This is a genomic window from Candidatus Methylacidiphilales bacterium, from assembly GCA_028713655.1.
Classification (GTDB): Bacteria; Verrucomicrobiota; Verrucomicrobiia; order Methylacidiphilales; family JAAUTS01; genus JAQTNW01.
The window spans coordinates 1-22,860 of the sequence record JAQTNW010000044.1 but is presented as its reverse complement, the minus strand read 5'-3'; the positions used below and the strand labels follow the sequence as shown (position 1 = coordinate 22,860).

21 protein-coding genes and 1 pseudogene are annotated in these 22,860 nt (G+C 54.1%); 6 read left to right on the top strand and 16 right to left on the bottom strand.

Annotated features, from left to right (window positions below; genetic code table 11):
* Positions 1-376: 376 nt before the first annotated feature.
* Positions 377-2,263: a lipase maturation factor family protein gene (locus tag PHD76_12705; protein MDD5262697.1), complete on the bottom strand. Its 1,887-nt coding sequence runs from the start codon at positions 2,261-2,263 to the stop codon at positions 377-379.
* Positions 2,264-2,520: 257 nt separating this feature from the next.
* Between PHD76_12705 and PHD76_12700 the strand changes: the two genes are divergently transcribed.
* Complete coding sequence (locus PHD76_12700) at positions 2,521-3,189, top strand: radical SAM protein (protein MDD5262696.1); 669 nt, start codon at positions 2,521-2,523, stop codon at positions 3,187-3,189.
* A 211-nt stretch (positions 3,190-3,400) separates the two neighbouring features.
* Here PHD76_12700 and PHD76_12695 read toward each other — a convergent pair whose 3' ends face one another.
* Together PHD76_12695 and PHD76_12690 are read right to left on the bottom strand one after the other, a co-directional pair.
* A complete protein-coding gene (locus PHD76_12695; GenBank protein MDD5262695.1) occupies positions 3,401-3,574 on the bottom strand; it encodes a hypothetical protein in 174 nt (57 codons plus the stop codon).
* Between the two features lie 250 nt (positions 3,575-3,824).
* Positions 3,825-4,124, bottom strand: coding sequence for a Flp family type IVb pilin (locus PHD76_12690; GenBank protein ID MDD5262694.1), 300 nt, complete (start codon positions 4,122-4,124; stop codon positions 3,825-3,827).
* On the opposite strand from PHD76_12690, the gene PHD76_12685 reads away from it, so the two are divergent.
* On the top strand, positions 4,125-4,811 hold the full coding sequence (locus PHD76_12685; protein MDD5262693.1) for a lysophospholipid acyltransferase family protein: 687 nt from the start codon (positions 4,125-4,127) through the stop codon (positions 4,809-4,811).
* Positions 4,796-5,800 carry a hypothetical protein gene (locus PHD76_12680; protein ID MDD5262692.1) on the top strand — a complete coding sequence of 335 codons (1,005 nt, stop codon included), beginning with the start codon at positions 4,796-4,798 and terminating at the stop codon, positions 5,798-5,800. Before PHD76_12685 ends, PHD76_12680 begins: the two co-directional genes overlap by 16 nt.
* A gap of 259 nt (positions 5,801-6,059) precedes the next feature.
* On the opposite strand, the gene PHD76_12675 is transcribed toward PHD76_12680, so the two are convergent.
* The 4 genes from PHD76_12675 to PHD76_12660 all read right to left on the bottom strand — a co-directional run bounded on the left by PHD76_12675 (position 6,060) and on the right by PHD76_12660 (position 9,882).
* On the bottom strand, positions 6,060-6,443 hold the full coding sequence (locus tag PHD76_12675; GenBank protein MDD5262691.1) for an ApaG domain: 384 nt from the start codon (positions 6,441-6,443) through the stop codon (positions 6,060-6,062).
* A 116-nt stretch (positions 6,444-6,559) separates the two neighbouring features.
* Complete coding sequence (locus tag PHD76_12670; GenBank protein MDD5262690.1) at positions 6,560-7,291, bottom strand: PHP-associated domain-containing protein; 732 nt, start codon at positions 7,289-7,291, stop codon at positions 6,560-6,562.
* 2 nt (positions 7,292-7,293) lie between these two features.
* Positions 7,294-7,947 carry a phosphopantothenoylcysteine decarboxylase gene (locus PHD76_12665; protein MDD5262689.1) on the bottom strand — a complete coding sequence of 218 codons (654 nt, stop codon included), beginning with the start codon at positions 7,945-7,947 and terminating at the stop codon, positions 7,294-7,296.
* Between the two features lie 75 nt (positions 7,948-8,022).
* A complete protein-coding gene (locus PHD76_12660; GenBank protein MDD5262688.1) occupies positions 8,023-9,882 on the bottom strand; it encodes a hypothetical protein in 1,860 nt (619 codons plus the stop codon).
* Positions 9,883-10,257: 375 nt separating this feature from the next.
* On the opposite strand from PHD76_12660, the gene PHD76_12655 reads away from it, so the two are divergent.
* Complete coding sequence (locus PHD76_12655; protein MDD5262687.1) at positions 10,258-11,007, top strand: glycosyltransferase family 2 protein; 750 nt, start codon at positions 10,258-10,260, stop codon at positions 11,005-11,007.
* 19 nt (positions 11,008-11,026) lie between these two features.
* On the opposite strand, the gene PHD76_12650 is transcribed toward PHD76_12655, so the two are convergent.
* The 5 genes from PHD76_12650 to PHD76_12630 all read right to left on the bottom strand — a co-directional run bounded on the left by PHD76_12650 (position 11,027) and on the right by PHD76_12630 (position 16,724).
* On the bottom strand, positions 11,027-12,820 hold the full coding sequence (locus tag PHD76_12650) for a hypothetical protein (GenBank protein ID MDD5262686.1): 1,794 nt from the start codon (positions 12,818-12,820) through the stop codon (positions 11,027-11,029).
* Positions 12,821-13,013: 193 nt separating this feature from the next.
* Positions 13,014-14,117, bottom strand: a complete 1,104-nt coding sequence (locus PHD76_12645) for a DegT/DnrJ/EryC1/StrS family aminotransferase (GenBank protein MDD5262685.1) — start codon at positions 14,115-14,117, stop codon at positions 13,014-13,016.
* Positions 14,118-14,162: 45 nt separating this feature from the next.
* Positions 14,163-14,723 carry a hypothetical protein gene (locus PHD76_12640; protein MDD5262684.1) on the bottom strand — a complete coding sequence of 187 codons (561 nt, stop codon included), beginning with the start codon at positions 14,721-14,723 and terminating at the stop codon, positions 14,163-14,165.
* A 228-nt stretch (positions 14,724-14,951) separates the two neighbouring features.
* On the bottom strand, positions 14,952-15,143 hold the full coding sequence (locus PHD76_12635) for a hypothetical protein (protein ID MDD5262683.1): 192 nt from the start codon (positions 15,141-15,143) through the stop codon (positions 14,952-14,954).
* Between the two features lie 18 nt (positions 15,144-15,161).
* Positions 15,162-16,724 carry a DegQ family serine endoprotease gene (locus PHD76_12630; GenBank protein ID MDD5262682.1) on the bottom strand — a complete coding sequence of 521 codons (1,563 nt, stop codon included), beginning with the start codon at positions 16,722-16,724 and terminating at the stop codon, positions 15,162-15,164.
* A gap of 112 nt (positions 16,725-16,836) precedes the next feature.
* On the opposite strand from PHD76_12630, the gene PHD76_12625 reads away from it, so the two are divergent.
* Positions 16,837-17,547, top strand: a complete 711-nt coding sequence (locus PHD76_12625) for a 2-phosphosulfolactate phosphatase (protein ID MDD5262681.1) — start codon at positions 16,837-16,839, stop codon at positions 17,545-17,547.
* Between the two features lie 196 nt (positions 17,548-17,743).
* Here PHD76_12625 and PHD76_12620 read toward each other — a convergent pair whose 3' ends face one another.
* From PHD76_12620 to PHD76_12610, 3 genes are all read right to left on the bottom strand, one after another.
* A complete protein-coding gene (locus tag PHD76_12620; protein MDD5262680.1) occupies positions 17,744-17,905 on the bottom strand; it encodes a hypothetical protein in 162 nt (53 codons plus the stop codon).
* Positions 17,906-18,177: 272 nt separating this feature from the next.
* Positions 18,178-19,110 carry an ADP-glyceromanno-heptose 6-epimerase gene (gene rfaD, locus PHD76_12615; GenBank protein ID MDD5262679.1) on the bottom strand — a complete coding sequence of 311 codons (933 nt, stop codon included), beginning with the start codon at positions 19,108-19,110 and terminating at the stop codon, positions 18,178-18,180.
* A gap of 222 nt (positions 19,111-19,332) precedes the next feature.
* The gene (locus PHD76_12610) at positions 19,333-19,524 is read right to left on the bottom strand and encodes a hypothetical protein (protein MDD5262678.1); all 192 of its coding nucleotides are present in this window, start codon (positions 19,522-19,524) and stop codon (positions 19,333-19,335) included.
* Positions 19,525-19,788: 264 nt separating this feature from the next.
* Between PHD76_12610 and PHD76_12605 the strand changes: the two genes are divergently transcribed.
* Positions 19,789-22,290, top strand: coding sequence for a hypothetical protein (locus PHD76_12605; GenBank protein MDD5262677.1), 2,502 nt, complete (start codon positions 19,789-19,791; stop codon positions 22,288-22,290).
* Positions 22,291-22,732: 442 nt separating this feature from the next.
* Here the strand turns inward: PHD76_12605 and PHD76_12600 are convergent.
* A pseudogene (locus PHD76_12600) lies at positions 22,733-22,860 on the bottom strand (transposase).

Here is a 22,860-nt window from a genome sequence, read left to right as displayed (position 1 = left end):
CATGAAATTAGGAAAATTATTGAGGCGGTCGAGGCATTGGTGCATGATCCATTTCCACATGGTTCCGAAAAGCTTTCTGGCAGTGAGCACGCCCACCGGATAGGAATTGGGGATTACAGAGTTGTTTATGAGGTGTTTGCCTCTGTCCTTTTGGTTGAAATCCAGCGTATTGCTCACCGCAAAGATGTTTACAGAAAATAAAACTCCGAACCAAGTGCTGGACCGCAACTGCCCTAACCTTGGCGCTTGGCGAGCTTTGTGCGAAACGGATTAAAATGGGATGAAATAAAACCCCCTTTTCTTCCCCCTTGTCAGGGGGATAGATGCAGTTTGTCTTCCTCTGCGCCCCCCCGTGACTCAGCGGTGAAGTATTTCGTTACGGTTCCTGACGATTCAGGTACAAGGTCGGGCAATAAGGACCCAGGTAGGTCGCCGTCCACCATTCGCCGCTGCGCGACAAAACGTCGGTCTTTGTAAAGTGATACTCGTACATCACGGCCCGGATATATTTGGGTGGATGCTCATGGAAGGGGTTGGTCTTGAGCAGGCGCAGTACATCCGGCGAGCCGCGCAGCAGTTGTTCGCAAAAACGCAGGAACCACGGATTTTGCTTGTAGCTGCCGAGCGCGGCGAACCACATTTGCCAGTCGAGCCTGGGTTGGTAAGGCGCGACAAAATCGGGACGCTTTGTCGTGGCCCCGGGCTTCCATTTGAATTCGTATTCGAACCAGGTGTTTCCATCGGCGCTGCCTTCCACCGTGATTTCCCGCCGCACCGTGGTCATGACCGCAAAAAGGCCGTAGCTGTTGACGGTCCTGAAGCCTGCCGCGTTTTCGGCAAGCCATGCGACAGGAGCGGGCCAGAAAAAACTGTTGAAGAAGAGCCCGGAAAGCTGGGCCAGGCTCAGGAAAAAAATCAAAGCAGCCAAAGGCAGGGAAATGAAAAGAGGGCAGGCCGGAACAGAGGGCGGCGAGATTTGACTGTGCGGCTTGAATAGAGCCGGAAGCCTCAGAAAATGAGCGATTCGAAACCAGGTTACGTCATCGATCAAAAACAAACAGAGGCCGACGCTCAACAGACCAAAGAAGCAATAGTTACCAGTCAGGGTAATCAGCAGTTGCAGGAAAATAAAACCGGATGCCGCGCAAAGTTGCAGTCGGCGGGGGCCGAAGATTAAAAAAGGAAGAAGCAGTTCGATCCCGAACATGGCCAGAACGGAAAAATGCTGGAATCCCGCAGGCAATTGATGGGCGAAATAGCCGATGAAAGTGGGCAAGGGCTGGGTTTCGTAATGGTATTGCAAGGCGGTCAGGTGATGCCAGGCCGCGTCTCCACTCAGCCATTTGACCATGCCGGATGAAAACATCAGTCGGAAGAGCAGCCAGAGAAGCAGCCATCGTCCGAGGACGGGCGCCTCGAAACCGCCTTTTTTGAAATGATGCCAGCACCAGGGTGCAATCAAAATTCCAAGAAATCCCGCCTCCAGCAGGAGGTTGTCCCATTGAAAGCCGAGAAAAACATTCCCGACCGAGCACAGGGAGAGGTAAAGAAACCAAAGCAGAAAAAAGCAGACGGGCTGCGCAAATCCAAACAGAGCGATAACGGAAAGAACCGCACCGGCAACGCACGCGCCTTGCAAAATCCAGTCGTCGTTACAGAGCCAGAACAAGGTCGGCAATTTAAAAAATGACAGGATATCGTATTGTGCAACGACGGCGGGGAGCAATTCCCTGGCGGGAGCAATGCCGTTGCTGCCGATCAGTCCGATGATTTGCATGCCGAGCGAGGCGAATGCGATGAGATAAACGGCCGCCAGCAGGCGCAGGAACAGGCGTGTGGAGGTTTCATAGTGCGGGATTTTTCCGCAGAGTCCCGTCAGCGCCGAATCGAAAGACGAGAGCCGGGAGCGGTTTCGGGCGACCCATTGGTAGCAATCTTCGCTCAGGATTCCAAAGCCAGGCAGGTTTTGGTAAATAAACAGGGGCAGCCGCGCGAGAGGATGTGTGGCCATGGCCTGGAAAAAGGCGAGTGCTCCGGAATAGACCGCTCCGTTTTTGTCGATGTATTGGACGGATTCCTGGAATGCCTCCGGCGGGATTTCGCTAAAATTTTCCGCGCATTCCTGCGAGGGGCGGCATTCAATGCGGTTGCCGGTGAGACGCAACAGGCGCAGAATCCATTTTTGGCAAAACGTGCAGTTGCCGTCATAGATCAACAACGGCTTTGCCGGCGGGTTCTGGAGCACGATGAGAGGAGGGTTCAACGAGATGCGTTATAACGCAAAGGCGCGAAGACGCAAAGACGCAAGAATACATTTATAACCACGAACTCCGACAGGCATCGTGAGCAGGGCGCCACGAAAATCACGAAATGGAGGTTGAAGCAGAAAACGGATTCTTCCGTTGGTGGGCGTATTTCGGAGTTTGCGGCCTATTCATTTTTTTATTAAAATTCCGTGCTTATCCGTGGTTAAAAATGTTTTTCTTCGTGTCTTGGTGTCTTCGTGGTTAAAGTTCAGAGATGTCCGAAGCGCCGATGGTCGAACCCCAGCTTACCGTCAACGAAATTTACAAGAGCATCCAGGGCGAGAGCACCTTTGCCGGTCTGCCCTGTGTTTTTGTCAGGCTCACCTTTTGCGATCTGCGCTGCAGTTGGTGCGACACGGCGTATGCGTTTTACGAGGGCAAAAAAATGACGCTGGATGCCATTTGTGATCGGGTTGAAACATTCAAGTGTCCGCTGGTGGAACTGACCGGGGGTGAGCCTCTGCTGCAGCCCGGATCGATTCCACTGATGAAGGAGTTATGCGACCGCGGGTACCGGGTGCTGCTCGAGACCGGCGGGCACCGGGATATTTCACCGGTGGATCCGCGGGTGGTCCGGATCATAGATTTGAAATGCCCCGACAGCGGGATGAGCGATAAAAACAAATGGGAAAATATCCCGTGTCTGACGCAAAACGACGAGGTGAAGTGCGTTATTGCCTCGCGTGGCGATTACGAGTGGGCGCGGGAAAAAGTGCTGGCGCACGGCCTGTGCGAGAAAGTGCGGGCGGTGTTGTTTTCCGCGGTGTTTGGGAAGATTGAGCCGCGGCAGATTGTGGAATGGATCTTGGAGGACAGGCTGCCGGTTCGGTTCCAGCTCCAGATGCACAAGTTCATCTGGGCGCCGACGCAGAAAGGCGTTTAAAAAGAATGGCAGGGCATTCTTTTTAAAGCTTGTCCCAAATGGGACAAGCGCGGCGTTTGATGGGGTTTTCCCAAGAGCGCGGGTCAGGGAGTCGCCGGGGAGACCGTGCAACCTGCTCTTTTCGGCTCAGCCGGACTCTGTCGGCGCAAGATTTCCCGTTCATTCCCGCTCGAAAAACCTTTTTGAAAGGTTTGGGTTCGCTGCGAACGGATTAGGAACCGTATCCGGCGTAGAGAGCGTACACTTGGTTGCCCAAGAGTGACACGGCAACGATGACTGCGACCGAAACCAGAACCAAAATCAAGCCGTACTCCACCAGAGTCTGGCCTTGCTTTCCTTTTGCACGGATTGCGGCATGGCATGGATAGCTTTTGTATTGATTCATAAATGTCCCCTATGATTCCCTGAGTTGAAGAACAGGCAGACCGACACCGGATCATGCCCATTGCTAATACCCGCATTAATATTGTAGCTCGGCCAAAACGTCAAGAACGACTATTTGGCCTCCAAATAGCCATTGTACCCGACCTGGAATTTATGGGTCGGGACGTGCGAGAGCCAATCGATATATAGGGGAGGGGATATAATTCCTCAGGTGCTGGGGAACAGCCAGTAACCAGCTCGTTCAGAATGGGTTATGAACCGTTCGTGCCCAGCGTGTTTGTGATCGTATTGAAGATGTTGAGCAGTTGGTTGCCCAACAGTGCCAGAACAACGATAACCGCGATGGAAACCAAGGCCAAAATCAAACCGTACTCCACCAGAGTCTGGCCTTGTTTTCTTTTCAAACCGGCTGCCATAAGAACTGCATAGTTTTTGTATTTAGGAGCAAATTTTTCCATGTGGAATGGGAAAGGGAGAGAAGTGCTTGCCAATCCACGGGTTGCATGGGAGTCGAACTCATGCAATATGCTCAATTCGATTTTGCATTTCAAATGACACACTATTTTTTTTACCGACTGGTTACGTTGAGTTTAAGGCTGCTGGCCTGCACGGTTTGCCATACCGAGTGCATCGGTTTTAAAAACATCAAGCGCGGGCCTTATCTGTTGGCCTGCAACCACATCAGTCACTTCGATCCGCCAATTGTCGGAGGCTTTTTTCCGCGCAAGCTGGATTTCATGGCCATTCGGGAGTTGTTCGCCCATCCCGTATGGGGTTTTTTGTTCAAGCTGACCGATACATTCCCTGTGCACCGTGAAGGTGTGGACACCAAAGCCGTTCGCACGGCTCTGCAACGTCTAAAGCGGGGGCGTATCGTGTGCATTTTCCCAGAGGGAGGATTGAGAACGGGTGAGAGCTCTGTGCTAGGTGGAAAGGATTTGCCAAGGGGCGCGGCCACACTGGCCCACATGGCGCAGGTTCCGGTCCGGCCCTGCCTGGTGGTCGGCACAGACCAATTCTATGCCTGGCAAAGTATATTCCGCAGGCCCCTCACTTTTATGGTTCTCGGCGACGAATTGTCGTTGGATCCCGCGTTGCACGGTACCGTGGCGGTGAAGGAGTTGAACCGGAGGATTGAAGAGTCGATGCGCGGACTTTACGCACAGTTGCAACAGCGACCGGACTTTTCCGAAAAACTGGTTCCGCGCACGGCCCAGGAAAGATGGAGGGAGGCGTGATCCGGGAAAAACTTCATGACGGCTGGGCGCAGACGGTCGATGGTGTTTCCTTTGGATTTATCAATCTCCTTCAGGCTCGGGCGCGGGGAGGCTCGCACGGCGTGGAGGCATTTGAAAATTATTTCAAGCGTTGGGAAGACATGCCGGTCGGCGAGTTTTACCGGGTGCCGGAATCGACTGATTTCAAGTTACCGGAGAGGGAAGGGAGTTTCATTTTGCCTAGTCCGGTGCAGGGCGACTGTCCCGAAAACAATCATACGCATCTGGATATCTGGTTGGGGCCGAAGGGTTGGGAATCGCCCATGATGTTTCTTTTGCACGGCGTGATGTCGGTGAGCGACATCGGGTATCGGATTTGGGCACGGACGTTGAACCGGCTGGGATGGAGCGCCATTTTTTTTCATTTGCCGTATCATTACGGGCGGCGTCCGAAAAACGCCATGAGTGGCGAGATGGCGTTGACGTCCAATGTGATCCGGACGGCGGATGCCATCCGGCAGGCGGTTATCGAGCTGCGTTTGATTTGCCGGTTGCTGCGCGAGCGGGGATGTCCTCATGTGGGCCTGTGGGGCACCAGCTATGGCGGCTGGATTGCAGCGATGTTGTCGGTGCTGGAACCGAACATCAGTACAGCCTGGCTGTTGGAGCCGATTGTGGATGTGGACCTTGCGCTTTGGGAATCGCCCGCCACATGGACCTTGCGCCGGCAACTGTTGCGCCGCGGCATTTCCCGCGAATTGATCCGTCGGGAATTGTCCCGGTTTTGCCCAAGTTACCACACACCCCTTGTTTCACCGGACCATATCATTCTGGTGGCGGGAACATTCGACCGTATTGCGACGCCGGAAAGCATCCGAAATCTGCATGAGAAATGGCCGGGGTCCCATTATGCGGAATTTCGCCAGGGCCATGTGGGGTACCAGTTGATGCCGGAAACCCTGAAATTGGTCCGCGCGAAGCTTCCGCATTTGTTTCCGTGTGACGGATAGGCGGGAGGAACGGGGATCAACGCCTCGTTCATGTAATTGCGTCATTGCGAGGAGCGTAGCGACGCGGCAATCCGAAATCAAAAGGCATGGACTTGTCCACCGTAGCCTTGGCGAAGGTGGATCGCCACGGCCCAACTCAGACATGCGTCGCGAGTGTTCCAGATGGGCCTCGCGATGACGAGCCAGATGGAGAAGCGGTGCATGATTCAGTGATGCGGCACGGCATTCCACACCTGGTGATTGGCACTTACAGTGTTTGCTACGCGGGCGGGATCTGCATTCTGAAAGATGGGATGCGGACCATAATCAACAGCCCTTCCTCATCCTTGCCTGTGTAGGCGCCTTCGGCGACGCTGTCGGTGTCCAGCAGATGGTAGCTGTTGTAATGGAAGCGATCACCGGGGGTCAACCTGGGAAATTGTCCGACGACGCCGTCGCCTTCCACGATGAGGCGGTGTCCCTGTGCGTTGGTCACGACCCATTTTCGCCCGGTGATTGTCACCACGCGCAGGCTGTCGTTGTGGATGGTGATGTAATAGGCAAAGCGGTGGGGACGATGGGCGGGGGTATGAAGATCACTGGCGTATTCAACGCGATCCACATTGACCCATAGGCCGGGTATTTCCTGATGTTTGGTTGGCATGCGGCGGGTTTGACTGGCTGGAACCGGATTTCAAATCCGATCCGGTACATGATTGTCCTTTAACCGGGCTGAAGTCAAGAATGGAGGGACGGCCTTGTGCCGCCCCATTTTCATTGTTAATCAAGGAAATGATCTTCCGCGAAGCGGCGCAGCCGGCGCGGAGTTTTCCGGACGAGTTGATTGAGTACCACTTTGACGAGAAAGCGGGCCAGCTCAATGAGATTTTTTCCCTTGCTTTGATACGTTACCTTGCCGGAACGGATGGCGCGAAAAATGGAAACGGCGTCGAGTCTTGGCGCTTCCACAATGCTAAAGTGAAGTCCTGCCATCGTTAAATGGTGGCTGTCAGAGTTGGCTATGACAGGCTTATTATTTTTACCTGCCCATGCCACGGCCTTCCGGTTGGGATTCCAGAATGAAAAATAAAAATGGGCGAACTCGACGGCATCGAAAAGGCCGGCGTGGGTGTCCAGCACGGCTCCCGCACAACTCGAGCGGGGGTAAAAGGGGTGGGGAGCAAAGATAAACAGGGACTCTCCCTTTTGGCGGCGCAATTCCTTGAGATGATCGAAGGTGCAGGTTTCGGGAACGTCATTCGGGCTGATGTTGAGCAGCACCACTTCATATCCTTCCACCACGAGTTCGGCCCCCGGAATCAACAGCATGTTTTTGGATGCGGCGTATTCAATGACCTTGGGGTCTTCAAATACCGCAGTATGAGGCGTAATGGCAAGCGCGTTGATCCCACGCTCCTGAAGCTGGTCCACCAGTTCGTAGGCGGAGTAATCCAGGCAGTCCACCGGGTCGCAATCGCAGTGATGATGAAAGTCGGTGCGGTAAAATGGCATGCTTATTCCCCCAGCCAGCGCGACAAGTGATCCGCGAGGGCCTCCAAGTCATTCAGGTGCACCGATTGGTTGCGTCCGGCGCAAAATGCATAGCCATCACCGTAAGCCAGGCCATTCACAACGCAGGCGTCGGTTTTGCAATCTTCAATCTGGCCCCAGCCTTTTTGCAGGGCCGTTTGGCGGGTTCCTTCGAGTTCGTACTTCCAACCGGCAATTTTGGCATCAGGAAAAATGGGGCGAAGCTGGCGGATGATTTTGGCGGCGGGTTTGAGGATTATTTTCAGTTCTGAGGTTGAACTGGGTATTTTCCGCTTTTTCAGCGGTTGATTCCGGTCGTCCAATACTTCATCGACCCTGAAATCAGCGAGCGCCGCGGTGTGCAGGACTCCATGCCAGGATTGATTGGAGCCCAAGTCGTGCAGGAGTTCGGACAGCGAATCATTTGTGGTGAAATTTAAAACCCGGGCGGCGGCGGTATTGGCTTTGCAGGTGGCGGCCTCGCTCAGGGCGAGGGTGACATCGAAGCCCTTGCTTGTGAGCAAAGTTGCGAGCGTGCAGCCCAGTGTGCCGGTTGAGAAATTGGTCAGCCGCCGCACATTGTCGATGGGTTCATACGCCGGACCTGCGGTGATTAATATCGGGGCTGAATGGGCCATATAGTATTTGAGTTTGGATGAAAGTGGCCTTTTGCCAACCCGGATTTTGGCGGTGCAAGCCGTGATGAAAAGAGGTCAACGAATTTTGTCCTGCTGGTTTTTCGCCCAAACTTGTATGGGACGTCCGAATGGCAGCGTTTTAAATTCACCGACAAGTATGTACTGCTTTGTGAGATGCGACAGGGCATCGATCATCAGTCGCTGGGCCGATTTTTTTCCGCCCCGGTAGTTTTTTTCAATAGAATCAATGTCCTCCGGGAACAGGCGCATTTCCACGATGACATCCGGGGGGTTCATGAGCAACGTGGGGATATCGCGTTCCACGACATAATCCGGGCAAACATCAAACCACTGCACCTGTGAAAACGTTACGGGAGTGCGATTGCTCAAGGTGTAGAGTATGGGAAAATGGGGAAACACAAAGAGTGTGCCGCCTGGCCGGGAATGTTCCTGGATCAAACGAACCATATCATCCATTACCTGGCTGGTGGGTTTTGAAATATCCATGCCGGCAAGGGCGGGGATTTTGGATTTTCCGCGTGTTTCAAATACGGAAGGTTCCTGCCAGCCAAAAAAACCAAATGGGACCAGCAATCTCAGCGCTGTTGAGCAACTTGTGAACACTACGATGACACTGAGGAAGGCGGCAAGCAGCCACTTGCCATAAGTTGTCCAGCGGCTCAGTACCAGTGAGTGGTGTAAATAATAGGCGGCCAGCAGGCCCAGCCCGGGCAAAACCATGGGGTTGTAGAGCGGACAGGATAAAGCATAGAGCATCGCCATCGAAGCGCCGGTCAATGACAGGAAAAACAAGCCGGGATCCGGCTTTTCAGAGGCCCAAACGGGACAAAATCTGACAGCAAGGCTTGCGCTGCCGGGAAAGGATACGGCAATCAACAAAAAATTGGCGGCAACCAGCAGGGTGGTGTTGTTCTGGCCGTATCGTTCAAAAAGCATTTTGCCAAGGCAATAGCCAAGCGGGATTGAGGAAAAAGCCGCAAGGAAAAATAAAAGGAGAAAAGATTTGCTCCATTTGAATGATGTGGGTGTTGGCAGGGTTTCGCCTGCTTTGCGGATCTGTTGTGAGGAGCGCCAAATAAAGAATCCTAACAGAGCATAAATCAGGAGGACAGACCAGGGTGTAAAAGGGCGGAGCAGGACGTCGGACAGGGAACCCTTGCTGCTGGTCCCTTTCAAAAAAACCTGGTCCAAAAATGGGCTCCATGCCTGATGGCTGGAAAGCCAGACAAAAACCGCCGACAACGGCAGCAGCCAGCCTGTTGCAAAACAAAGGATTGATTTGGCGATTTCTTTCCGAAAAGGAGAGTGCCATGCCATCAGGATCCATGCCGCGGGGATCAACAGGGTTACGCCCATGCCGGTGGTTTGTTTGACGCAAAGATTAAGGCCCGTCGCCATACCCGCCGCCAGAGCCCAACGATATTTGTGCCGGGCCTGATGGTGGAATTTGGAGGCCAGCCAGCAGGACAACAGGCTCCAAAACGCAGTGCTATGATGGGCATAAAACAAAACATCCGGCCAATCACAGGAGTAGGCTATCAGGCAAAAAGCGGATCCCACAAAGGCGGCCAGCGGATGAAAAAAGCGGACGAGCCAAAGGTATAAAATCAAGCACATTGCCAGCCGCTGGATCAGGCCGGCCAGGCGGAAGAATACAAAGTGGGTCCCGAAGAATTTGGAAATCAATGCTGTTTCCAGGAGATGGCCCGGAGGGGTAAAAAGATAAAAATCCCTGTACGGCATGTGTCCGCCAAGAAGCAAATCCGCGTAATGCTGGAACCATCCTTCCGTGGTTCCGCCCAATTCCTTGTTCCACCAAAGCAACAAAAAGGATAAAAGCATGGCCAGGGAGGCGATCCCGCAGCCCCATATCAAACGCCCCTGCTTCTGGAATTCTTTTGCCGGTGATTCCATAGTTATTGAGTTCGGTTGTGCGCGGGCGGCATGGTGCCCGCTGCCTTCCGGGCCGCAGGGTCTTCAAGGCAAGGGTTGGAAACGGTCGTGGGTCGCGCCTTCATGGCGTTAGCGAAAAAAATCATAAGGCAGGCAGATAAGAACGGGATTTTTTCATTTCAAATTCAGTCCGCAGTCTGGAGTAAAAAAGAGTTGCTGCCAAACCGGATTTTGACAAACTCTCGACGTGGCAATTCCAAATTCCTGCCGCCGGTGTGGCGTTGTGCGGACGGGATGTTTTGATGCCGTCAGTTCCTGTCTCACAGGACACGGATTCATTCCTGGGTTTTATGATGGAAAACCGGCCTTGTTATCGAACCGTGTATTTATTTCCGTATGAGCGCCCGATCCCAAGTGCAATTGCTTGTCGTTATGCCCGTTTTCAACGAGCAGGCCTCGGTTCGGAAAACAGTTTTGGAATGGTTCCACGAACTTGAAAATTGGACGGAAGACTTTATTTTTCTGGCGCTTGATGATGGTTCCACCGATGCCACACCTGTTCTGTTGAAACGCTTGAAACGCCAGTTGGGGTCGAGGATGCAGGTGGTACGCCACAAAAATCGCGGACATGGCCAAACCTGCCTGGCGGGATATCGCGAAGCGGCGCAGCGCGGTATCCCGTGGATTTTGCAGATCGATTCAGACGGCCAGTGCGATCCCCAGTATTTTTTCAGGCTTTGGCGATTGAGGGAATCGGCGGATGTGATCTATGGGCGCCGTAAATGCCGCGAAGACGGGTGGCGCCGAAAGCTTGCAAGCCTTATTCTGCGCGGCTTTTTGCGGCTGGCGGCGGGAGTGGATTGCGCAGACGCGAATGTGCCATACCGCCTCATGCGCACACAATGTATAGTCCCATGCCTGGATCGGATTCCTTCGGGCTTTTTTTTGGCCAATGTGGCACTGGCTGTTTTGCTCAGAACGGCGCAAGTGCGCCAGATGTTGGTTCCGATCCGGTTCCGCGAACGTTACGGAGGAGAGCCTGCGGTGCCGCTTTCGAAATTTTGGAATAAAGCGTGCGAGCTGTACGGGAATCTGAAAAGCCTCAAATCAGGCGCGAGTCCCAAAAACGGCCATGTCCGCCATTGAAAAAAGCAAGAGCCGGAGTTCAGTCGGACGATGGGAGCGTACTGGGGTCCGGGCGCACTTCCCAGGAACTTTGGGTGTTTTTGAAGCGTATGACGAGGGGATCCAGTGACTGCAGGATTACCAAAGTGGTTGCCGGATCCGATTTGAGCAATTGCTCTCCGCGTTCCGGCGACAGTATGCCAGCCCAGTGGCAGGGAAAGGGCCAGTTCCGTTCCTTGAGGATGCTTTCGTAGATGCCACCGTCCATGAGATAGCCGTAATGCGAGGGAATTTCAAAAAAGCTGGGATAATCATAGGCGCCCAAAAGCGAAAAGGGGACCCGGCTCGGGGGGGTGTTGAACAAAAGCGCGGGATCGGCAACGGCGGCTATCCTTGAATTTGGCCCAATCTTTTCCTTTTGCTCGAGCCAATAGCGCTGCGCTGTTCCTGACACGATGAGTTTTCGATCGAGAGTCATCCGGCTCAGCGAGGGGGCTTGATGACAAAGGCATGTTGCCATCCACAGGGCCAACCCGCAACCTGCGGCGGGCCAGAAAACTTTTGCACGAAGTTTTGAGGTTGTTAGCGCCAGGAACCCGGCCAAAAAGAAATGAAATTCGAGGAGCTCCCGAAACGGCCAGCGCAGAGAGGAGTAAATGGGAATTTTATGAATGATCCAGGCGACGGCGTAGGGCCTGGAAATCAAGAGGGTGATGCAAATCAAAACGGCCAGAAATGCGTTTTCAATCTTTGAAAAATGCCAGTGCCGGTGATTGCGGTATAACTCAGTGATAACGCAGGTGGTCCAAAACACCATGAGGCCAAACGCCGGCGAGTGCAGCTTAAGTCCAAAAAGCAATCCCACGATTCCGCAAAACACCGCGTCCTGCCATAAAACCGCGCGCCTGACAAAAACGGGGATCAACAGCCAGGATGAAATGGACAGGGCTATTGCGTAAATATAGGGCGCTTGCAAGCTGAAGTAGATCGGCCTGACGATCATCATGAACCTGGCAAGGGGCCCCCAAAACAAGGAGCAAAGAAGATAGGGTAAAGGCAGCGAACAAACCTGGGCCTGTTCGGCAATCGAGACCCCGCCGGCCCTGCCTGAATTTTTAAATCCCGACAGCGCGGGCCAGATCATCAGGCCAACAAAAATGCCGGCGGCCAGGCATCCAAAAAACCAGCTAACAAGGGAGTTCGATTTTTTCAGGCGCCAGGCATAAACCAATACAAATACGAACAGAATCGCGTTGATATAAAAAAAAGTGTGGAAATCACCGGCTATAAACAGAAAGCATTCCCCCGTGGCAACGATGGCCGCGCCCTTCCATTTGGATTCCGCCATCAATCCAAGCGCAATCCAGGGCAGGGAGGCTGCGGCGGCAGTCCAAGGTTCCCAACCGGCCCCGACGCTTGACAAATAAATACTGAACAAGCTTCCGAGATTGAGAAAGCAAAGGCGCAGCGGATGTACTTCAGCTCCACCCAGTGCGCAAAGTCTGTTAAGAAACAGAGTGTTCAGCAGTACCGCCAGAAGAATGTTAAAAAACGCCATCACATCCAAAAGCAGGTAATAATGGCCCTTTAACAGCGGCAGGATCAGGTAGGGCAGGGGATTTAGAACATGCGCACGTTCCGCGGAATGCGCAAAGTCGCAGCCGCCAAACAGGAAGGGGTTCTGAAACAGGCTTTTGCCCGCCCAAATAGCGGTATTGGCCCGCATGAAGGTGGGGAGGCTGGATGCCAAATTGTCATCTGTCAGGAAAAAGGGGTATCTCCAAAACTCAAGTCCAAGAAACACCGCGGCTGCCAACACGGCAGCGAGAGTCATCTGCCATTTGAGGTCTTTATTGGATAAACTTGAAAAAAAGCGTTCCATACCTTGAAAAGGGTAAACTTGGCAGAAGCAGACCGGGAGTCAATGCCGGGGCTTGCGCATGGATGGCCGTTCGGTTTTTGTTCAAACGCCTTCTTCGCTCAGTGGAATGGAGGGAAAAAATACCGCGGAAGGGGGGCTGAGGCCATCAACGAAAGGTCCGGATAGCTTCGCAAACCTGCTTCACTTGTTCCGATGCCATCTCCGGATAAAACGGCAGTGCAAGGCATTCGCGGGCGACCTGCTCGGCCACGGGGAAGTCGCCGGGTTTGTGGCCGAGAAAGGCATAGCACTGCTGCAGATGCAGCGGGACCGGGTAATGGATGGCGGTGCCGATGCCATTTTGATTGAGATGGGCGGCCAGTTCGTCGCGCCGGGGGCTGCGGATGACGTACAAATGCCAGGCGCTTTCCACGCCGTGTTTGACCCGCGGCAGGACAATCGGCAGGCCTGAAATCTGTTGGGTGTAGAGAGTTGCAAGTTCGCCTCGCCGGCGGTTGTTTTCATCCAGATGTTTCAGTTTGATCCGCAGTGCCGCACCCTGGATGCCTTCCATCCGGTAATTGTACCCAATCTCGTCGTAGTAATAGCGCCGGTAGGAACCGTGGTTGCGCAGGGCCCGGGCCCGCTCCGCCATTTTGGGGTCGGAGGTTGTCAGCATCCCGCCTTCCCCCAGGGCGCCCAAATTTTTTGTCGGATAAAAACTGAAAGCGCCGCACTCGCCGAAGTTGCCGACTTTGCCGCCCTGATAATGCGCTCCGTGCGCCTGTGCGGCGTCCTCAAGGATCCCCAGCTTATGCTTGCGTGCAATTTTTTGCAGCGGCTCCAGTTCGCAGGGATGGCCATAAAGATGTACCGGCAGAATGGCCTTGGTTTTGGAAGTGATGGCGGCCTCGATTTTGGACGGATCGATGTTGTAGGTTTCCGGCTCGATATCGACATAGACCGGTCTGGCCCCGGCATAGGAAATGGCCCAACTTGTGGAGGCGAAGGTAAACGGAGTTGTGATGACCTCGTCGCCGGGAGCGACCCCGAGCAGGAGCAGGCCGAGGTGCAGGGCCGAGGTGCCGCTGTTGACGGCGATGGTGTGGGCGGAGTTGTTCCAGGCGGCGAACTCCTTTTCAAAGGCATCGACTTCCGGGCCGAGGCAGTAGGCGTTGGTGTCGAGGCAACGGTTGAAGGCGGCCATGAGTTCTTTGCGGAGGGAGTTGGTTTGCTCCGTGAGTGAGAAGTAAGGTACGGGTGTTTGCATAAAACGGATGAAAGCCTAGCCTGTTTGGGCTGTGCGCTGCAAGCCCTAGAGCAGAAGCTCTTTCGCGTAATTTTGATAACGTGCTTCCAAGGCTATTTTGAGGCCCGGATCCTTGGATTGCCGGGCCTGCCACAGCTCGTATTTCAAATATGTTTTCAACAGATCGAGATGCAGGCGGTCTTGGGGTCTGTTGAGGCGTGCCAGGCAGGCTTCCTTTTCCCGGTAGAGTTCCAACGGATCTGCGACCAAAATGTTGATCTGGAGCCCGTCATCAAACTCCAATACACCCGTCCTGACCGTCTCGGCAAAGTCCAAAGCGGATAGACGGATGCCGGATTGGACCAGTCCGCAGGGAAGGCTGGTATCTTGAGGAATGTCTTCACGGGTGATGTGGGTAAAATCCAAGTCTTTACTGAGCCATGCAGATTCGTCTTTGTCTTGATTGACAGGAAACTCCGGGTGGCTTTCCCTGGCCAAAACAGCGCGGTAGAACATACATGCGGCTCCTCCGACCAGAATTGCTTTGCTTAAAAACTCCGGATGAAGTTCGTGCAGGCGGCGCAGGCTTGCTTTTAGATCCGGCCATGGATGGCGCTTTTCAGGCATGGTGAGGCAGTGTGTGAATACGTTTGGGAATCCGGACCTTCAAGCTTTGTTCCAGGAGTCGGATTTCTTTCGAAGTGTAACGATTACCTGATTCCGCCTTCCATAGCTCTTTCTCCACCGAAGGTGTTACCCAGGGCGTCGGCGTTTTTTTTCGGCTGCCAGCGGTTTGTTTCACAACAAAGAAAGCCTAGCCTGTTGAATGGGTTATGACAAGCGCATCCAGCTCTTTTAAAATTCCGAGCAATTAAAAACAATGCGGTAGGTGCAGGTGGCGCTGCGGCAGACGACCTTGCATTTTTCCTGGATCAAAGCCGCACCGCAGACCGGGCAGACCGAGTCCTGGGCCTTGGGTTCGCTTTGCGGACCTGATGCCGATGATGGGTTGGCTGGAGGCGTCAAACCTTGGCGAGGTTCATGCATGACGGCTTCGCGCCCCTATTATTCCGACTTGCGCAGAGGCACATAGTGGTAATTGCCTCCTTCCCAGACGTAAAGCCGCAACACCTTGGTTTTGACCTGTTTTGCGGCGTCGAGGGCTTCCTTGACGTTGGCGACGGGCTTTCCGTTGATTTCCGAAATAATGGCCCCCCTGCGGAGCCCGCCCTCGGAGGCGGAGGAGTTGGGGTCGATGTTTGTCACGACCACGCCTTTGACATCCTTGGGGGCGTTCAATTGTTGGCGAAATTCAGTTGTCAGGTTTTGGATCGTCACGCCCGGAACGAGGGCGCCCGACGTGGCGTCCGGCGGGGTTTCCGATCCCGTATCATTCAATGCCGATAACTTGTCAGGCAGTTCCGAGAGTTTGACATCGACGTTGTATTCCTTCCCGTCGCGCAGGTATTTGATTTTTACGATGCTTCCGGGAGGCAGCGGAGCGACCATGAGGCGGAGGCCGGCGGCGTCATCGACAGCTTTGCCGTTGAGCTCCGTAATAATATCATCTTTTTTCAGGCCGGCCTTGTCCGCGCCCGTACCTGGGTTCACACCGGCGACCAGCGCGCCCGCGCTGGATTTCAGGCCGTAGGTTTCGGCGAGATCAGGGGTCAGTTCCTGGATTTCAATACCCAGGTAACCGCGGCTCACCTTCCCGTTTTTGATGATCTGTTCCATCACAAAACGGGCCATGTTGATGGGAATGGCAAACCCGATGCCGAGATTTCCACCGGACGGGCTGATAATCGCGGCGTTGATGCCCACCACCCGGCCTTCCGCGTCAATGAGCGCTCCGCCGGAATTTCCGCGGTTGATGGCGGCGTCGGTCTGGATGAAGTCTTCGTAAAGGTCGCGCCTTTCACTGTTTTCGTCCATTGCCATGCGGTCGCTGATTTTCCGGCCCAGCGCGCTGACAATGCCCATGGTGACGGTTTGGCCGATGCCGAAGGGGTTGCCGATGGCCAGCACAATGTCTCCAACCTCCAACTTACTGCTGTCGCCAAGCGTGGCGGCCGGAAGGTCTTTGGCGTCGATTTTCAATATGGCGAGGTCGGTCTTGGGGTCGGTGCCGATGACGGTGGCTTTGTATTCCCCGTCCTTGGCGATGGGCAGATCGACCAGGATTTCATCCACGCCTTCCACGACATGGTTGTTGGTCAGGATATAACCGTCTTTTGAAATGATGACGCCGGAACCCAGGCCTTGCTGTTTCTGCCTCGGAACGGGCTGTTGCGGGCCATTTGAATCCTCATCATCCGGAGCTCCGAAAAAACGGCGGAGGAACGGCTCCATCATGGGAGGGATGCTTTGGGCGCTGAGTTTGACCGTTTTGCTGGTCTTGATGGTCACCACGCTGGGCGCAACCTGCTTGACGATGGTTGAAAAACTGGTGGTGAGCTTGGTGTCGCGGGAAAGCGGCGCCTGGTTGACAACAATTTCCGCAGTTTTCTTTTCTTCCTTTTTACCGAAAGGCCACCAGTCGGGGTTGTCGGCGCGGGCGGGACAGGTCCAGATCAGCGCAAACGCGATTATAGGAAGGATGAGACGGCAGGAAGCAACAGGATTCATAGGAATTGGGCGGATCACTTTTTGTTTGTTCAGGCTTATGGTTTAAGCAATTGTTGAATATACGGTGTCACGCGGTTTTTACAACTCTCCTGTTAACCCGGAAATCTTTAAAATGTTGCACTTGCCCCAGGTTTATTATGCGCCGCCGGATTATGAGTCGGTCCCGGCGGGAGAATGGCGCGGGAGAACCGTGGTGGTGATCGATGTGCTTCGGGCGACCTCGACCCTGGTGACGGCCCTGGCTGAAGGCGTGAAGGAGGTCCGTTGCTTCAGGGAAATTTCCGAAGCCCGCGCGTATGCAAACGGGAAGCCCGCCGTGGCCCTCGCGGGTGAAAGAGAGGGCGTCGCTCCGGAAGGTTTTAACTTCGGGAATTCTCCGCGCGAGTTTTTGGGCGCCGGGAATCGCTATGAAACCGTGGTGCTGACGACAACCAATGGGACGCGCGCGCTGGAAGCCGTGAAGCCCGCCGCTTGTGTGGTTCTTTGCAGCTTTTTGAATTTCAGCGTGGTGGTTGATTTTCTGCGCAAAAATGCGCACGGGCTAGAAAGGAATTTTGCAATCGTGTGCAGCGGCACAGGCGAACTGTTTGCGCTGGAGGATGGGTTGCTGGCCGGCGCGCTGTTGTCTGAATTGGGCCTGCCGCATCCCGCCGCCAAACTTTATGAAAGTTGCGTCGGGCGCCTGAGGGAGGCATTTTACGCCTCTAAAAACGGAAAAAATTTAAGAAAGCTGGGTCTGGAGGCCGACATCGACTGGTGCCTGCAGCGGGACAAATACAGAATCCTGCCGACGCTGCAGGAAGATGGGGGGATTTCCAATTAAGCTTCAGGTTTCAGGTTTTTAGTTTCAAGTGTCCTTTCCACATTCTGCATTTACCTTCACGTTCTCCGCGATCTCCTTGTATTCGCGCAGTGGACGAATTTGTCCTGTGAAGACGCCTCCCTGTCCGCCATGGTCTCGCGGTCTCAGGACAACGGTGGAAGCGGGCTGTGAAGCCTTCCTGCCAGTTCTTGTACTTTTAGACTTCTTCCAGCATGAAGTCGCCCATTTTCAGGGATTCGCGGATTCTTCTCCGCTCGTAGCGATGGGCGCAGGACTTTTTGTTTTTGCCGTCCGTCGATTTGAGGGCGTATTTGTGCGGGGTTGTGAACAGTTGATTCGCCATTTTCACCTTGCTCATGTTTTATTCTCCTCGGAATAGTGCCGTTGATTCGGCACGAAATTAGAGAGCATAACGAATGCCAACTTGATTTTTATACATCCAGACCGAGTACCCGACGTTGGCGGGGTTTCCCCGAGCGCTGCCAATCTGAGCGGGCCGCTTCTCAAACGGCCCGGCAGCCGAATGTTTTTCTCACACATAAACTCTGCGTGCGATACAAAGCCAAGCTAGCACAGTCCGGGGATTATGCAAAACCAAGAAATAGGCGACAGGCGGAGGCCTGGAATTGGCTATTTTCGCGCAACCAGAAAGCCTGAGTCGTAATAATCCTGAATGCCCTTTTCCAGGGAGTATTCGGATTTGACCCCCAGCACGCGCTGCGTGTTCGACATGTCGGCTTCCGTGTGAGGCTGGTAGAACGGGTAGGGACAGTCAAAATATTCAGGCTTCATCGATGTGCCCAGAACCTTGTTCAAGATGCTGATAATGTCATTGAACGGGCGGGGCTCCCCGGAACCCGCGTTCAGAATCGCCGACTGCGGCGCGGTCAACGCGCGGATGGTGTAGTTTACGATGTCCTTCACATAGACGAAATCGCGCATTTGTTCGCCGAACTTGAAGATTCGAGGTGTTTTGCCGGAGATCATCTGTTGGGCCAGATGATAAATCATGCTGGCGGGTATGCCCTTGTGCGCCTCGCGCGGGCCATAGACATTGAAATAGCGCAGGCCGACAATTTTGAGGCCGGGATGAAGCGAGGTATAGTGGCGCGCCAGGTTGTCGAGCTGGACTTTTGAAAAGGCGTAGATGTTGGCCGGGGCCGGGGCGTCGTCCTCGTGATTGACGCCGCCGCTGATGCCATAGGTGGCGGCTGAGGAGGCATAGACGATGGGGGTCTTCAAGGGCGCGATGAAATCGAGCAGCTTGCGAAAGGCTTCCACGTTGTCGTGGGTCTGGAGGAATTGGTTGTGCTCGGTTGTGTCGGTGATGGAAGCCAGATGGAACACCGCATCCCAGCATGGTTTTTGAAACTGCGCTTTCCAGTCGAGACGGGAGAGATCCGCAGCCACGAAATCCCCTCGAAAGCCCTGCAGGTTTTTGAAATTGCCGGAACGAAAGTCGTCAATGACGGTGATCCAGGCCTTGGGATGAAGTTCCTGGAGCCGGAGCGTGAGGTTGGAGCCGATAAAACCGGCGCCACCCGTGACGAGTATGGATTGCATAGGGGACGAATCTAGCCACAACGCCCCCGTGCTGCAAGAGGTGAATGGAGGGGGATGGTTTTACCCTAAGCAGCGGATAATTTGTGGATTTTATGAGTACGCAACCGGGGATCGAACGGGTCATTTTTGAAAACTTTGAAAGCGGCCTTGGCTGCCTTTTCTGGGAGAGCGGCAGCTTGGCCAGAGAACGACTAAAAGACTTTGCCGCACGGAAGCGGTAGTTCACTCGGTGTGATCCAGTTCCTTGAGTGTTTCATCCAAATCGATTACTTCGCCACGTTGTATTTCCGCCATCGCCCGCTTGAAGCTTTCAGGGATTTCCGGTTCTAACAGATGGCGGGTGTGTTCGAGCACCTGCCAGCGCGTTTCGGCGGGAAGGGAATCAATTTCGTGAAGGATTTCTGTAACACCCATGCCAATTGCCTTAGCCTTCTCCTGCCGGAGGACAAGCCGGGGATTTACCCCTTTTTACGAAGTCGCTAAAGGCTGGCATGGGGACAAGTCACACGAATAATGGGGTTTGTCTTCTGTGTTTCCGTGAAAGACTAACATCTAGGCCTGGATGGCTTCCATGTTTTGCAGGAAAAGACGACTGTCCACTTCTCCCAATAAAACCCGGAGCCGGGAATTGCGGGAAATTGACAAGAACATTCCTGCCGTTCAGATTGGAATTTGTTCGTGAACCCCAGGAGATTTCTTTATTGCCAGACTTTGCTGCTTTTCATCCTGTTGCCTTGCGTCGCCCAAGAGCCGCCCGTCGGCGCCGGCAACACGCAACCGCAAGCTCAGGCAAACGTCAAACACGCGCCAGCCCTGCCATCTCTTGGGGTGGATTTTGCCAAAAATCTGCTCCTCAACGGAAATATCGAGGAGGGCGAGGGGAATCTTCCAGCCCATTGGACATTTATTGGGAGAGCGGACAAGAATTGGACCGCAGAACAGATCGCCGGATACCATCTGAATGGGCGTCCCGATTTCAATATGGGCAGGGCGCGTGGTGAATGGTCGCGCGACCAGGCTTACTCGGGCGGCGGCGCGTTGCTGTTGGAATCCCTGGATCCGCCGCTTTCAAAAAACACACAGTGGCACGGAAGAAATCCGGTTGATGGATACTGGTTGTCTGACCCGATGCCCTGTGCCGTCGGCCAAGCCTATGTGGCTGCAGGCTGGCTTCATGCCAATAAGGTCATCGACCCCAAGTTGGACGAGCCCGGACCTTTTGGCACTTCGTGGCTGGGCCCCTTGGAACTGAGGTTTTACGACAGCCATGGAAAACAATTGCCGCCAAAAAACTTTGTGCGGTCCGGAATGTTTGACCGGATTCCAACGGCTACCTGGACCTACGGCGTCACAATGCCGCACGTTGCGCCTGACGGTGCTGTAACCATGCGATTGCGTTTCGGACATGAATACCAGGCGAACCAGGGCGGATGGGGTACCCTATTGGCGGATAATCTTGTGGTATGGGTGCTGCCCAAAGGCGCTCCCATTCCCGACGCAATGGATGTATTTGAAACCACGCGCGCTTTCGCACTTTGGTTCCGGGATGCCACGGCCCAGGTCAAACCTCCTTATCTTTCCTCACCCGATAGCCTGCCATCCCCCGCTAGCTGCTGGGGTACCGTTGAGAATGTGCAACCCGGAAATCTCTATGATGATGCGTCGAAACCGGTCCACTTGAAAATTTGCATAACAAGTCTTTGCGGAGAGGATCGCAAAATCGCTTTGCGTGTGGTGCGTACGGACTGGGTTGGAAACGCGGAGGATCCGATCTCAGGGCCGGCGCAAATAGTGTCCGGGTTTGATACGGCCACGTTTGATGCAACTTTACCTCCCACCCATCGCTTTGGCGCGTTTTATCTGGATATCGAGGCTGTTGACAGTACATCCGGAGCCATCATCGGCACGTTTAGCGGCAGATATGCGGTGTTGCCCCCGCTGACCCGCCCCCGCACCGCCGCGAACATCTGGGGCGTCACTCTATTGACCCGGATTTATGCCGATGGCCGCCCCTCGGATCGGGTCCTCGCTCAGATGCTCAAAGTGGCCGGATTCGGGATTGGCTGGGTGCGGGTGGAAACCACTTACGAAAATTTCATGACCCGGGAAAATATCGAAACAGCCAGACGTGAGATCGCTTGGTACCGCAACCTTGGCATGCGCTGTGTTCTGCAAATTGTGCCGGGTGGCGCCTTCCGGCGGCCTATCGACCCCCTGTCATTCAAAGCCGGTGGACAAAGACTGGCAGAGGCATTCAAGGAACAGGTCGCAGCGATTGGAAACTGGGGTATCGAGCAATCCAATCACCGGACCCTGCAAAATCCGGGCTATCGTCCGCTGCAGGACGGAACAATCATGTCCGACGAGGAGTACGACATCATGGCCAGCGCGATCCATGACGGGATCAGGGCGGCCGCACCTGGCCTGCCGGTGTTGATCGGCAACCTTGCCACGGAACTGCCTGAAGTCCGGCCGGAGCAAAATCCGGGAAATACGATTGAAAGAATGTATGGTCCGCCCGTTAATGGGAAGTTTGATGGTGCCATTTTAAACACGTATTGGGGTGAAATCGAAATGATGCAAAATTCCATCACTTTGTTTGACAAGCATGGCGACACGCAAAGGAACATTTGGCAGGAAGAAAACATGGATCAAAGATCGCCTTTTAGTGGAGACAAACGGCGATATGAAGAAGGAAAGGGAGCGGAAAATCTGGTCCGCTGCAGGGTTGGTCCGGCGGTAAAATTACACGGCCGCATCGAGTCGATTACGATGTGGGGTTTTGTCGGCGACAACGACTGGAGCATGGTCACTTCGGCATTCCAGCCCCGTCCGCAATTTGTTGCGCAAGCGGTGATGGCGGATGCATTGGCTGATGCCGGGCATGTTGCAGACCGCTCCACCCGGGATATAACAATATATGAGTGGCGGCGTGGCGATGGCCCGCTGCTGGTTCTGTGGGGCAACTCTGGAAATCCATCCGTCACACTGCGCATCTCCACCGGGGTACTCACGCGGATGGACATCATGGGGAATTGCACGACGCTTCATGCCAGGGGAAATCAATTGACCTTAAACCCGGGTTCCTCGCCAATCTATCTTTTCGGTGGGGGAGCAGTCAGCGTCTGTGATCCTGTTGTCGGAACCTCGTCCGCACAGATTCGTGGCAATGCACGATAGTTGGACACCATTCCTGCTTGTAAAACGCAAAGCCTCGAAAGGGCGACCCAACGGCAACCATCCCTCTGAGAAGTAGAAAGCCTGACATACTTCCCGAACGCCTGCTGCGCTTTGTCAAGGAATGACTCCTGACCCACGATCTCCAATCAATGTCACTTGTCATGGGCTGTTGACAAACTATTACCGAGAGATCAATCCACAGATTTCCACAGAGAGGCTGATCGGAAGTTTTCCCAAATCTGTGTAATCTGTGGATTATTTCAACAGCTTCTCAAGCGTTGAGAATTGAGAGGCTGTTGAAAAAGGGGTGTTAGGTTTCACATGGAATGCATCTGAAGGTTGCTCGACTGATTTCGATAAATAAAAGATTCAATTCGTGTGCCAAAAGGATTGCGGACTGTTTGGCTTGATTTTGAACTGCAGTTATTGCTGCTGCAGGCATCCGCTCCAGCGCCTTGACCAGACGTTTGATATTTTGGGCCGTGGCCGTCATTAAGCATTGCTCCAACACATTCACTTTGCCCCGCAGACGCGCCCGCCGCAATCCCATCTGCTCCTTGGCTTCTCCAA

What these genes read in the sequence shown, in the direction of transcription:
- PHD76_12640 (MDD5262684.1), bottom strand. Translation starts at nt 14,723, where the DNA reads ATGCCTGAAAAGCGCCATCCATGGCCGGATCTAAAAGCAAGCCTGCGC.
- PHD76_12655 (MDD5262687.1), top strand. Translation starts at nt 10,258, where the DNA reads ATGAGCGCCCGATCCCAAGTGCAATTGCTTGTCGTTATGCCCGTTTTC.
- PHD76_12635 (MDD5262683.1), bottom strand. Translation starts at nt 15,143, where the DNA reads ATGCATGAACCTCGCCAAGGTTTGACGCCTCCAGCCAACCCATCATCG.
- PHD76_12665 (MDD5262689.1), bottom strand. Translation starts at nt 7,947, where the DNA reads ATGGCCCATTCAGCCCCGATATTAATCACCGCAGGTCCGGCGTATGAA.
- PHD76_12660 (MDD5262688.1), bottom strand. Translation starts at nt 9,882, where the DNA reads ATGGAATCACCGGCAAAAGAATTCCAGAAGCAGGGGCGTTTGATATGG.
- PHD76_12680 (MDD5262692.1), top strand. Translation starts at nt 4,796, where the DNA reads ATGGAGGGAGGCGTGATCCGGGAAAAACTTCATGACGGCTGGGCGCAG.
- rfaD (MDD5262679.1), bottom strand. Translation starts at nt 19,110, where the DNA reads ATGCAATCCATACTCGTCACGGGTGGCGCCGGTTTTATCGGCTCCAAC.
- PHD76_12630 (MDD5262682.1), bottom strand. Translation starts at nt 16,724, where the DNA reads ATGAATCCTGTTGCTTCCTGCCGTCTCATCCTTCCTATAATCGCGTTT.
- PHD76_12645 (MDD5262685.1), bottom strand. Translation starts at nt 14,117, where the DNA reads ATGCAAACACCCGTACCTTACTTCTCACTCACGGAGCAAACCAACTCC.
- PHD76_12650 (MDD5262686.1), bottom strand. Translation starts at nt 12,820, where the DNA reads ATGACTCTCGCTGCCGTGTTGGCAGCCGCGGTGTTTCTTGGACTTGAG.
- PHD76_12700 (MDD5262696.1), top strand. Translation starts at nt 2,521, where the DNA reads ATGTCCGAAGCGCCGATGGTCGAACCCCAGCTTACCGTCAACGAAATT.
- PHD76_12695 (MDD5262695.1), bottom strand. Translation starts at nt 3,574, where the DNA reads ATGAATCAATACAAAAGCTATCCATGCCATGCCGCAATCCGTGCAAAA.
- PHD76_12620 (MDD5262680.1), bottom strand. Translation starts at nt 17,905, where the DNA reads ATGAGCAAGGTGAAAATGGCGAATCAACTGTTCACAACCCCGCACAAA.
- PHD76_12610 (MDD5262678.1), bottom strand. Translation starts at nt 19,524, where the DNA reads ATGGGTGTTACAGAAATCCTTCACGAAATTGATTCCCTTCCCGCCGAA.
- PHD76_12670 (MDD5262690.1), bottom strand. Translation starts at nt 7,291, where the DNA reads ATGCCATTTTACCGCACCGACTTTCATCATCACTGCGATTGCGACCCG.
- PHD76_12675 (MDD5262691.1), bottom strand. Translation starts at nt 6,443, where the DNA reads ATGCCAACCAAACATCAGGAAATACCCGGCCTATGGGTCAATGTGGAT.
- PHD76_12685 (MDD5262693.1), top strand. Translation starts at nt 4,125, where the DNA reads ATGACACACTATTTTTTTTACCGACTGGTTACGTTGAGTTTAAGGCTG.
- PHD76_12625 (MDD5262681.1), top strand. Translation starts at nt 16,837, where the DNA reads ATGTTGCACTTGCCCCAGGTTTATTATGCGCCGCCGGATTATGAGTCG.